10 protein-coding genes are annotated in these 12,391 nt (G+C 40.2%); 7 read left to right on the top strand and 3 right to left on the bottom strand.

Features of this window, described 5'->3' with window-relative positions; all coding sequences use genetic code 11:
• The first annotated feature begins 23 nt into the window (after positions 1-23).
• From ACSHXM_RS08225 to ACSHXM_RS08195, 7 genes are all read left to right on the top strand, one after another.
• Positions 24-473, top strand: a complete 450-nt coding sequence (locus tag ACSHXM_RS08225; RefSeq protein ID WP_435688270.1) for a DUF2721 domain-containing protein — start codon at positions 24-26, stop codon at positions 471-473.
• Positions 474-522: 49 nt separating this feature from the next.
• A complete protein-coding gene (locus ACSHXM_RS08220; RefSeq protein ID WP_435688269.1) occupies positions 523-1,410 on the top strand; it encodes a helix-turn-helix transcriptional regulator in 888 nt (295 codons plus the stop codon).
• A 152-nt stretch (positions 1,411-1,562) separates the two neighbouring features.
• Positions 1,563-2,432: a hypothetical protein gene (locus tag ACSHXM_RS08215; RefSeq protein ID WP_435688268.1), complete on the top strand. Its 870-nt coding sequence runs from the start codon at positions 1,563-1,565 to the stop codon at positions 2,430-2,432.
• Between the two features lie 264 nt (positions 2,433-2,696).
• Positions 2,697-3,134: a hypothetical protein gene (locus ACSHXM_RS08210; protein ID WP_435688267.1), complete on the top strand. Its 438-nt coding sequence runs from the start codon at positions 2,697-2,699 to the stop codon at positions 3,132-3,134.
• A 113-nt stretch (positions 3,135-3,247) separates the two neighbouring features.
• On the top strand, positions 3,248-3,658 hold the full coding sequence (locus ACSHXM_RS08205) for a GFA family protein (protein WP_435688266.1): 411 nt from the start codon (positions 3,248-3,250) through the stop codon (positions 3,656-3,658).
• Positions 3,659-3,725: 67 nt separating this feature from the next.
• Positions 3,726-4,178, top strand: a complete 453-nt coding sequence (locus ACSHXM_RS08200; RefSeq protein WP_435688265.1) for a DUF3291 domain-containing protein — start codon at positions 3,726-3,728, stop codon at positions 4,176-4,178.
• A 201-nt stretch (positions 4,179-4,379) separates the two neighbouring features.
• Positions 4,380-5,474 carry a polysaccharide lyase family 7 protein gene (locus tag ACSHXM_RS08195; RefSeq protein WP_435688264.1) on the top strand — a complete coding sequence of 365 codons (1,095 nt, stop codon included), beginning with the start codon at positions 4,380-4,382 and terminating at the stop codon, positions 5,472-5,474.
• Between the two features lie 99 nt (positions 5,475-5,573).
• Here ACSHXM_RS08195 and ACSHXM_RS08190 read toward each other — a convergent pair whose 3' ends face one another.
• Genes ACSHXM_RS08190 through ACSHXM_RS08180 form a run of 3 tightly spaced genes read right to left on the bottom strand, consistent with a single transcriptional unit; the run spans position 5,574 to position 12,327 of the window.
• Positions 5,574-6,509, bottom strand: coding sequence for an AEC family transporter (locus ACSHXM_RS08190; protein WP_435688263.1), 936 nt, complete (start codon positions 6,507-6,509; stop codon positions 5,574-5,576).
• Between the two features lie 17 nt (positions 6,510-6,526).
• Positions 6,527-10,417: an autotransporter assembly complex protein TamB gene (gene tamB, locus ACSHXM_RS08185; RefSeq protein WP_435688262.1), complete on the bottom strand. Its 3,891-nt coding sequence runs from the start codon at positions 10,415-10,417 to the stop codon at positions 6,527-6,529.
• Entirely contained in the window at positions 10,414-12,327 is a 1,914-nt protein-coding gene (locus ACSHXM_RS08180) for an autotransporter assembly complex protein TamA (RefSeq protein WP_435688261.1), read from the bottom strand. The genes tamB and ACSHXM_RS08180 overlap by 4 nt, the downstream gene beginning before the upstream one ends.
• Positions 12,328-12,391: the final 64 nt, after the last annotated feature.

Below are 12,391 nucleotides of genomic sequence, written 5' to 3'. Positions count from 1 at the left end.
TAGAAAACGAGGGAATTAACAAGGTGAGTTCATCGGTTACCGATTTAGCACAAATTATACAAATAGTTGTAGCACCCATTTTTATGTTGACCGGTATTGCCGGCTTTTTGAATGTTATGTCTGGCAGATTAGGCAGAATTGTAGATAGAGCAAGGATTATGGAGCGTAAAGTACAGTCCATAAAAAGTCCTGAATATCTCGAAACATCAGAAAAAGAATTAAAAAACCTGTGGCGCAGAATTACCCTAATTAACCGCTCTATAGGTTTATGTACTGCATGTGCGCTATTTGTGTGTTCTGTTGTGGTGCTATTATTCGTAGGTGATTTATTAGTCTTTGATTTCAGTCAAATCATCATCACCTTATTTATCATTGCGCTATTTCTATTAATCTTTGCCTTGTTAACTTTTTTAAAAGAAGTACAACTCGCCACTAAAACCTTACAAATGGGTAAAGAAATAGTTGAAGATTAATCTTTTCAACAACTAACCTCTGCCCGTTTAGATTCAAAAAGGAGATACAATGAGCCACCTCTATTTTATCTTGTATGCACTCTCCTTATTAAGTGGTGTGGCGTTAATTTCGGTCATATATCCACTTTATAAAGGCACTAGAGGGTTCACCGAAACCTTAGCTATTTACCTTATCATTTCTTTCTTTGTGTTATTCGGTAGTGTCTCATTGTATGTTTCCACCAACATTGTTAGTGGTGCTGATGTGGTGCAAGTATTTATTAGTGGTGCTCTATGTATTATTGGGTTACTGAGCTATTTACAACCGAGGCAGACCTATCTAAGTTTAGGTTTAGAATTTACTCAGTCTCTTCATTTTAAGCTTTTGTTGGCTGCACTATCTGGACCAACGGCCTGTATTGCTTTGTGGCAATTTCCCGCGGAATATTTTGTTTATATTCTCACTTTTCCCATCAGTATTTTTACGATATGTGTCGTTTACTGTCAAAAACTACGCTGGCAACATACGTCCAAAAAATTAACATTGCACAGAATGTTATCTATATTAATTCCCATTATTGCCATCATTATGGCATTAATTGAAGGCGCTTTTTTTGGACAAACCATTGTAGAACGAGGTGGCACATTAAGTCTGCCGCTCATCTATATCGCAATCAATTTACTATTGTGGATGTGGCGAGATGACTTCTTTGGATTAACATTACAACAAAAAATCGATCCCGAAAAATCAACACCAACCATCAGCGGCACTAAACTAGATAGCCTTACCGCCAAAGAACAAGAAATAGTCAAAGCTGTAAAAGCGGGATACAGCAATAAAGAAATAGCGGCACAACTTAATATCTCCCCTAGCACGGTTAAAAACCATCTTTACAATATATTCAAAAAATTAGAAGTCACCAACCGGATCGCTCTATTAGCCACCCTATCCTCTTAATACTCGGTCAAACTTAATTTAAATGGGGATATAGGTACAATTTCCTACTTCAATAGGCCTGATTTCCCATACATAGATTGCTCTTCTTTCACTACTGTCTATTGGTCAACCCATTTTGTTATACCTGATTTTAAAAAGAAGAGAGAACGAAGATGAAACAGCCCCTCACCACACTTGGTAAATTACTAGGTTTAAGTTTTTGGCATGCCTTTAGTTTTATTTTAGCGGCAATGGTTATTCAATTGTTGATCCCACCACCACTTGGTGCCGAAGAAAATGCATCCATGGCCATAGTCATGGCCGTTAGCCTAATCGAAACTCTGGTATTGTTTTGGTTAGCCACGATGTTCAATATATCCTTCATCAAAAAATCCTTAATCCTGATAGTCATTTTTCATGGAACAAAATCTTTCATGATGTTGATAGAAGCCCTATTTTTCTTAAACATTTGGACGGATGTGCCACTGATGTCTTTATCAGACATTCTATTCGTAGAAATCCATAACCTTTTAATGGCTTGTTTGTATTGCCCTTTAGTGGCCAAGTTGGCTAACTCAACGACGACACTTAATCTAAATAAAATCCGGGCAATACCTCTTGGCTGTCTAATTAAAAACCTAGGGTTGGTTAGCGTACTTTACGCAGTTTGTTATTTAACAGCCGGGGCCTTCATTTTGATCCCATTAGCTGGTGAAAGCTTTGCAGGGACCTACAGTGGTTTATCATTACCTTGGTGGATGCCAATATTCCAAATAGGCAGAGGTTTATTGTGGGGATTAATAATACTACCCATTATTGTGTATTTTACAGGCTCGTTAAATCATCAAAAATTGATATGTGGTATAGCACTAGCAACATTGGGATCGGCACAACTCTTGTTCCCAAATCCACAAATGGCTGAAACACTTCGTTACGCTCACCTTATAGAAATCGCTATATCTATGTTTATATTTGGTTGGATAAGTGTATGGATTTTCACCCGAAAACAACTGGCAGAAAAAGAGTTACTCCCTGCAAACTAAGGCTAATAATTTGTGTTTGTACATACAGCTAAGTTTGTTTGTACAAACACACAAGTCAGCAATTTTCCAATAACAGCAGAGCTGGGACATTTAGGGATATTTCTGCAACTAGCTTTTGCTTCACTAGCAGAAAACGGTTATAAAAGAACAAGGTAGAGACAGTATAAAAATATAACCTGAATAATAAACGACATAATGTCATTTTTAAACGCGACGTTTTAACGTCTAATAAGTTGTTAGGCACTTAAAAGGAATTTAAAAAATATGAGATTTTTAATAGTAATATTTTCAATAGGACTCTTCGCAGGCAGCTCCACTACATCAGGTCTAAAAACATCCGATACGATGCAAATTATACGTAGTGCAGCTGATTCAGCTCCAGACGGAGTTCAGGGCATTTACTCTCTTACTATTCAAGCTACCGGTTCGCAAAAAGGCGATAGGCGAATATTTCTTAACACAGAGTTAGACTACAGAGACCAAAGAAACATCACTATCGCTTTATCAGATAAAACCATCAGAGAATTAATTTCAGAAACACAACAGTCACCAATGGATTTTTTTAAAGGTAAAACTATTCAGGTTATTGGTGAAGCCCAAAGGACAAAAATTTATTTCGTTACTATGGGAAGGCGAACGAGCAAATATTACTACCAAACACATATTAAGGTAACCGATGCTTCACAAATTACGGTTTTATAAGCTCGTGCTTAACAAACGTTTGTATGCGAGAGGAATTGAACCTAGATAGTTTAACAAGAGTTACTATCAATTTGGGGGTAACCTCACAGCTATCAAATTAATAAGGAAACATAATGCAGACCGGTGAATGTTTTTGTGGTGAAGTTAAATACCAAATCAATGGCCCACTAATTGACCCACTATCCTGCCATTGTTCTCGATGTAGAAAGGCATTTAGCTCTCAATCTTCTAACTACGCTAGAATAGCAGCAGAAGATTTTCAGTGGATAAGTGGTGAAGGTAAATTGACGTCCTACGTGAGTAAACAGGGTTTTGGTTTACTATTTTGTGGCACTTGCGGCTCGACACTTTGCGGCACATTTGATGGAGTTATTCATGGGATAACACTTGGTTGTCTAAACGGTGAACCTGAACTAGATGAAATACATCACATTTTTGTTGACTCGAAAGCCTCATGGGAAGTGATGCCAGCTAACGTCACTACGTTTTCCACGGGCCGCCAACCAGCTGACAGACGAGAATGATGAAACAGCGAACATGGATCCATAAATGCTGTTTATGATTAAACTTTAGAGCACACAAAGGAATATTATGCATCTTGCACAATTGAACATTGCCAAAGCAAAGTACTCGTTAGAGTCAGTTGAAATGAAAGAGTTTGTCGATAATTTAGAGCCCGTTAACCAAATAGCTGAATCAAGCTCAGGCTTTATTTGGCGTCTCAAAGACGAAGGCGGTGATGCGACTCAAATTCAAGTGTTTTCAGACCCAGACATAATCGTCAATATGTCCGTATGGGAGTCTGTGGATGCCCTCAAAAATTTTATGTTCAGGACTCACCATAGAGATTTTCTTCGTCGCAAAAAAGAATGGTTTCACAATATTCCACAAGATAGTTACGTCTTGTGGTGGATCCCCATTGGCTATACACCAACACTGCAAGAAGCAGTAGAAAAACTAGATTTTCTTCGGACTAATGGAGACACCCCAAAAGCATTCACTTTCAAAAGTAACTTTAGTGCTGAAGAGTTTGAGAAAAGTTAGTACTGCAATTAAACCTTATCCCCAATTAGATAACTTATAGAAAACTCCTAAGTTTACCTCTTTAGAGTTTCTCCTAGTCTATCGCTACCTTGGCATAATTTGATAAGATGTCATCTGCGTAATAATAATAAGTCAATAATGCATATGACAAGACGCAATTTAAATACTTACGTTTGTACCTACAAAGAATAATGAGATTTTATGAAAACTATTTCTAAGTACCTTACACAGAAAAAAGTAGTGTTAACACTTGGGTTAACACTAAGTGTTATTGGAAGCGCAGTTGCAGAAGTTCCTGCCGACAAGTTTGATTTAAGCGAATGGAACATTACCCTGCCAACTGATAAAAATAAGGATGGCAAACCGGACTCTGTGACTGTTAAAAACATTCAAGATTTTGAACACCCTGATTTTTTCTATCTAGACGAAGAAGGGAGAATGGTGTTTTCATCACCCAATAAGGCGACCACGACTAAAAACACCTCTAATACTCGTAGTGAGTTGCGTCATATGTTACGTGGTAAATCTACACGCTATAAGACCCAATCACCCAAAAATAATTTTACAGTTGCTAGTAACCCTATCGCCAAAAAGTTTAAACGAGTTGGTGGCAAGATGGAGGCGACACTTAAAGTAGACCATGTTGCGCTTAGAGCCAAATATCCAGAAAAGGCCCCTGCTTTTTCAGTTGTTGTTGGTCAAATCCATGCCACCAAGTGGGATAAACCTATTAAAGGGTTTGGTTGGGGTAATGAACCACTTAAAATTTATTTTAAGAAACATCCTGGTCACGAAAAAGGCTCTGTATTTTGGACGTATGAACGAAACCTGCCAAAAGATGATCCAAACCGTCAAGACATTGCTTATCCTGTTTGGGGCAATACTTGGTTAGATCCTAAAGATCCAGGTGACCAAGGCGTATCGTTAGGCGAAGAGTTCAGCTATGTTGTGAATGTTCATGAAGATGTAATGTACCTCACATTTAAAGCCGATGGCCATGATACTGTCGAATACAAAATTAACTTAGCCAATGCAGTCAATGCGTACGGCCAAATGGACAAATTTGATCACCCATATGGGTACACGCTAGATTTCAATTATTTTAAGGCTGGTGCATATAACCAATGTAGTACCAAAGACGATCCTGGTTTTTGGTATCCAGCTTGTCCTGGCACAGGTGACTGGCAAGAAGACAAGGCCAATGGGGATTACACAAGTGTGACTTTTTCACGTCTTGTTGTCACTGAAAGTGAACCGCCTCGACCAGGCCATGGTGAACCGTCGGTCGCCAACTAATATCTATAGTTTCCAAATTAGTTAATTCAAATAGAACGGGCTCTGATGGCCCGTTTATTTTTGAGGGTTAGGTATTTTCACATATTGGGAAAGTTTGAATTATACCCACTCAAAGTATCGTAACAAAAACAGCCCAATGGTTGAGGTGAACATAGACAACACAGTACTGCCAGCAATAATAGCTGCGGTTAGGTGATAATCGCCTCCAATACTTCTGACCATAGGATAAGCTGCCGCTGCAGTGGGAGCTGCCATCATCATAAATAACACTCCTAATTCTGCCCCCTGTAAACCACAGGAATAACCAACGCTAACAGCCACTAAGGGTAAAAAAACTAGTTTCACGGCTATGGTCAAATACAACAAACCAGATGCTTTAAACTCATGCCAACGAATCGAAGCACCTACACATAACAATGCCAATGGTAAAGTCATTCTGGCCAAGTAGTTACCTGTTTCCATAATCAAACTGGGCACTTGAATCGGCACAGCCGCTACGACCAAAGCTAACAAAATAGCAATCGCTAAAGGGTTAGACAAAACGTTCCACACCACAGTGCGTATAGAAGGATTTTTCGCTTGGTGGTAGTACAAAGTTAAAATTGAAAATATGTTTATCGGCAGTACTAAAACGGCTAAATACATAGACGCCACAGCCAACGCCTGTTCACCAAATGCGCTAACGGATAGTGCCAAACCGACTATGGCTAAATTCCCCCGAAATGCCCCTTGTACGAAGGCTCCTCGTGATTGCTGAGTAGAGAGTACAAACGCACCAAAATGTAATGCGATAAATGTCAAGGTCGCTACACTTATCGCAACAGTTAACAACAACACCGGCATTTGACTAGCTAGCTGAATCGTTGATACGTTGACAAATAACAAACACGGTAATGTTAGATTAAACACCAACTTAGAGCCTGTTTGGGCAAATTCATCAGTGATCCAACCTATACGTTTTAATCCAACACCAAGCAGAATAATTAAGCTTATAGGTAAGGTAACATTAAGCGCATAAGCCAAAGACTCAAACATAATGAACGCTGTCTACACTAGTTTTTGTTAGGCTGTTCAGCATTTTTCTCACTCTCAAATATCTTCCTGTTTTGGCTACCTTCAATGCTAAATTGATAATACAAATCTACGGCATTGGTTAAACTACTTACGGCTTCTAAATACAATTTAGGCAACAATTCATAACGAATAGCCACTTCAGAAACGGAGTCAAACACCCCTACTCCATATCTAAGCTGTAATCCTGGAGCAATAGTGCCTGTTAACGATAACTGCGTTTCGTCACCTTGGCCTGACGTATCAAAAGCCACATCTTCAAATCCCAATTTATTACCAACCTTGCTCACTAAATTTTCACTTTGGCCTAAACCAATAGAAACAAGGGCATTTGTGATTACCGTGTCTTGACTGTCATCACTAGACTCCCCTATACCACGACCAGTCAGCATGTAAGACAAACTTTGTTGTTGTTCCATTTCTGGCTCTGAAAATATTTTAACCTTAGGCCTTTCAGCTTCACCTTGCACCCGCAATCCCGCGATCACTCCGTCTTCGGTCAGTAAAGGATCGCGAATCGCCTCAATGTTTAAGTAAGGACGATCTAATGTGCCACTAAAAGAAATATCCCCTTCACGAATCACTAAATTTTGTCCATTGCCACGATACCGACCATTGGCCAAACTCAATTCGCCGTGTGCAAACATACCTTTAAGATTGTTTTCAACTCTGAGTTCACCGCGTAAATCACTAGTTAAACCATAAGCATCCAGCTTAACTTCATCACTTTTTTCAGGATCAACTTTGACCAGAATATTCATCTCAAGTTTTTGTCGAGCACTACTTTCAGCTTGTTCTTGTTCCACGAATATCACGTCATCGGAAGGTGAAATTGAACCGGGCGGCAATTCACGAATTTTCACCCGCGCATAAGGCACCACTAACTCGCCTTTTAAGTCGATACCTTCGGGAGCAAAAGACAGCTTAATGTTAGGACTGATTCTGGCCTTAACCATATCCTGATGGTTTACCTCTAAATCATCCCCCTTAAAGACTATATTTCCAACCAAGTCTGGCAACCAACTCACTTGGCCGGTCATTTCACCAACCCCTTTGCCAAATTTATAACTACCGTCAAACTCAGCTTGCTGACCATTTAACACAATTTTTTGATTCACTTCGCTTAAGCTAACTGGCAAAGATTCACCTTTAACTTCGGCATTTTCTAAGCCTAACTCACCATAAATTAGGGGTTTAGACAGGGTACCTGCAATTTTAGTATCGCCTTTCACTATACCTTGTAGGGTTTCCAGTTCGGGGACTAAAGCTTTAAACGAGGCTAAATTCACACCAGACAAGAACAACTTTCCGTCGATAGCCTGAGTTAAGTCTTGTTTTAACATGGCGCTGTCGCCTTTGAACTGCACACCCACCTGGCCAATTTCTGTCCCGACTAAGTCAACATCAGCAGTTAATTCAGATTCCGTGACTTGCGCTTTTAAGGCAAAGTTTTGCAGATTGAGTGTGACACTTTGCTCTTGCGTGATCGTCCAGTCGGACGGACTTAAAGAAAGCTCTAGTGATGCTAACGGACCTTTTTCTTGACTCCATTGACCTTTACTATCAAAGCTTAAAGCACTCTTCGTTTGAATTTTGGGTCCTTCCAATTCAAGTTTTTGCAATATGTTGGCCCAATCAAGATTAGCTAAACTGATATCCCAATTAGCTTGCTGCTGGGCAAAGTTAGCTTGATTAATACAAAGTTGCCCCTGATTTTCCTGCCAACAGTGGGATGAAACATTGTAGTTTTGCTTGCCCCAATCAGCTTGGATATCAAATGGTTGCTCTAGAGTTAGATTTGAATACCGAGTGTTAACTGTGCCTTTTAACCACTGACCATGCCATGCGCTTGCGGACAGTTTTCCGGCGATAAGTAACTCCACATCTAATTTGTCTCCCTTAGTAACAAGCGACACTTGATGGTCTTTGGCATCACCGGTTATTTGCAAGTTGGCCTTATCCACTTGATTACCAGCCACCACTATATCGGCCACTGATAAATCTAACGCAAGAGGTTTAGTGTCATCCCAAACAAGACTACCATCACCGCCAATTTGATTGATCTGAACATCGCTCACCGCTAGCTGACTTGCATTCAAATTATATGTCAGTTGTGGTTGCTCTACCGAACCTAATATTTGACCATTTACACTTACGGCCCCTTTAACATCAGGAACAGATTGGCTGATCTTGGGTGCATCTAAATTAAAATCAAAAGCCAGTTTATTTTGCTGATCCAATGTGCCACTAAACGCCATTTTATTAGCCCCATTAGCTAATAAAAACTGCTCAACAGATACACCATTTGTTTGATGGTAATCCATTTTTCCTTTAGCGGTTAACGGATAGTCCATCCAAGCACCATTAATGTCTAACTTAGACACAGCGGCTTGCCATACACCTTGATGATTATTGGCACTCAGATTCAAATCACCATTTAGTTGGGCGGGTACATTAGCCAAATACTGTTCAATATTAATAGAATCGAGTTGAGTTTTACCTTGCCAGTCTAGGCTATCTGTCAGCAATAATTGCCCTTGGCTAGTCACACTGCCGCCTAAGGTATTAACCAACAATTGTTTAATATCCACCTGCTTTTGGGAGTTAAATAAATCGGCGCTACCTGATAGTTGCAAGTTAACATCTGGTATATCTTGTCCAGTTGCTTGAGTCGATATTGCTAACTGTAAGTTTGCTAAGTTACCCTGCAATGAAATATCACCCACGGCAGATTCCAATGTAGGATCAGTCAGAGGCCATTTAACCGATTGCCAATGGGTGTGAAGCAAAAGTGGTAATTTTGCATCTGAAAGTTGCGCCTCTAATTTTGTAGTGAACTCAAAAGGCCCAGACAAACGAATATCAGAATTTAATTTATCCAGATTACCACCCGACGTTATGCTAATTTTCGCTAATTCATCGGTTTGAATTTCACCTTCAGCATGCAGATTAAATTGATGTTGTAGGTTGCCCGCTAAACCAATTTTGGCGTTGGCTTCTAGCTGACCTTTGTTATGTTTGACTAATAGCTGCTGGAGGTCAATTTGTTGCTGGTCGCCAGATACTTGCAACGCAATCGTTTCAAATTGATAGGCAGCTTGCCCTGCTAACTGCAGGGTAAAATTGGGTAACTCAAATTGTTTCACCACAAAGTGCAAAGGCAACTCAATGGGCAAAGATGTAATGGGGTTATATTGAATGCTCGAAAAATCAAAAGGCTGGCGGTTTTTGTCGTCATGCGTAGACGCTTGATTATTAACCTGTTGCGCTTTTTTTGCAGAGTGAGTTTCTACATTTAAGCCATCAATGCTTAATCGCTCAAGTTGCAATACTTGATAAAAATCTAATTTACCCACCAATGACTGCCATGACAAATCTAGCTGGTCTTTTACTTCAACGCTTAACTTGCCAAACTTTATATTTTTAACGTAAATAGGCAGTGGCATGATCACTCGGCCAATAGGTTCTGCATCTGATTCTACAGGTGTTTCACTGGGTGTTACTTTTGCTGCAATACTTTGAGCACTGATGTTGTCGATGCAAAGCTCACCACTAATCAAACAGCCAAACGCTAAATCCAACTTGAATTCTTTTATCTTGGCTTGCGTGCCCGTTTGTTGCCAATTTAGCGAACGGATATGTAAGTCAGAAAATATCCCGCCACTGGCGTAATCAATACTTAACTCATCTAAACTCGAATCTGCAATGGATAACGCAAGACGTGTTCCCCATGGCGATAAAAGCAATAACAAGATGAATATAATTAGACTAATAAAACTTAAGCCAAATATTTTAAACCAAGAACGCTCTTTAGCGGGCATGTTTTGCTCAGCGCTGTCGTTAACATTAGGTGTATTTTGTGTGGTGCTCATAATGCTGGCCCCATAGAAAAGTGAATTCGCCAATTAGATTCAGTATCACTATTGCCTCTAGCCACATACACACGAATCGGCCCAACAGGCGATAACCAAACAGCCCCTACTCCAACACCTGTAGCAAGGTCTTTAGCTAAATCATCCGACGCATTGCCCACATCAACAAAGGCCGCTGCGCGCCAGCTTTCAATTACTGGATAAGAATACTCGAAACTAGCTGCGGCTAAATACTGCCCCCCCGTTAAGCGCGGTTTGTTATTTTCACCTATCGCGGGGTTACCTTGTTCATCTAACTCAAAAGGAGATAAAGTTTCATAACCAAAACCTCGGACACTCTGGTCTCCACCAGCGAAGTAACGCAAACTAGATGGCACCTGTTCAAAACTGCTGGTTGAAATAGCCCCCAGTTGAAAGCGCATTAAAAATCTATGCTGGTCGACACTTCTCAACCATTTTGATAATGCCGTGACCCTAACTAAGTTTATATCTGACAACAGAGAATCGGAGGCCACCTCTGTGGTAACCGATTGACGATCTCCCCAATGCACGTCTAACCCACCTTGAGTCCGTAAACGACTTAAGGTAAAGCCTGGCATGACTAAACGAGTGGTTTGTTCTGGCTCAAAGCCTTGGATAAAAGTTTCTTGTTCGAGCTTAACAAAAGCGGAACGATGCCAATCTGAGTCTTCGAATACCCAATGTCGAGTTGCGGCAATGGATAGTTTATTACTTTCGGTATCGTTTTTGTTTTCTGCTTGATAGCTCAGTCGAAAGCTGGCGTAGTTTTGCACTGGATCTTCTAACGGAATACGGTAGTCAAACGACGCATATTGCTCAGGTGCAGAGACAAAAAATTCGCCACCGACGGAATGACCATGGCTATTCACCCAAGGTCGACGCCATTTTGCGGTAAATCTACCACCGTTATCATCTGAAGATATGCCCACCCCCACATCAAAATTATCTCTTGGTTTATGGGTTAAAATCACCTGAATTGGCACGTGATAATCATGAGCTTGATCAACTAGTGGTCGCACAATCACGTGTCTAAAATATTGAGTTTGTTTAAGTAACTGATTCAATAAACCCAGTTGGCCAGACTGGTACAAGTCGCCTGCTTTGAACGGCACTAATTTTTCGGTTAATGACTTTGCTCTTATGTCTTTTCCAAACTGTATTTCACCAAATTTATAACGCTTACCACTTTTGGCGTGTAAGGTAACATCCGCAGCATAAGCACTTTGAAACACCTTGATACTGGCTTCTTCATATTCAAAGTCAAAATAACCTCGGGCTAAAGCCAAACTTTGCAGCTTACTTTTACTCGAATCGTAATTTGGGTGCACTAGCGGCTGATTTTGCTTTAACGGTAACGAAGCCAACAAAGCTTGCATGGCCTCGTCTTTTGCAGCTTCACCATCTAACGTTATGGTCAACGCTCGAATATGGGTTACCTGGCCTAGCTCAACCGTCATTAACCAGTCGTCTTCTAACTTTTCATCTTTAGGCGCAGTTACCTTAGCTTGTAGGTGATAATAACCAAATACCTGAGCCGCCTTGCGAGCTTTTTCTACCACTAAGTTTTGGTAATCTTGAATGTCTGCCCTGTCGCTAGGTTTAGTTACATAACCGACCATCACCTTCATGTTTTCTAACACATCACTATTGTCTACGCCTTCTATATCTATATCTGCTGCAGCCAAAGTCAAAGACCATAAACAGATACATATTGAAGCAAAACCTTTGAAGAACATACCTTTCAAATCATATTGATTCGGTTTAATGAAGGCATATGCGGGGGAAGTAGTGGCTACTAACAAATGAGTTCTCTCTTCTAAAACTAGGGATAAATGTCCACGGTCCGCTAAACATGTTTTAGCGATTTTTTTGAGCGCGAAATAATACAATATTTACCCCTTGGTCAATAGAGCCAGATGCATTATTCTTATAACAAATAGACGAAAAAAGTAT

The sequence above is a fragment of the Paraglaciecola sp. genome (genome assembly GCF_051252315.1).
Classification (GTDB): Bacteria; Pseudomonadota; Gammaproteobacteria; order Enterobacterales; family Alteromonadaceae; genus Paraglaciecola.
Note: the sequence above shows the minus strand (reverse complement) of the source record. Positions and strands in the feature narration are given on the sequence as shown.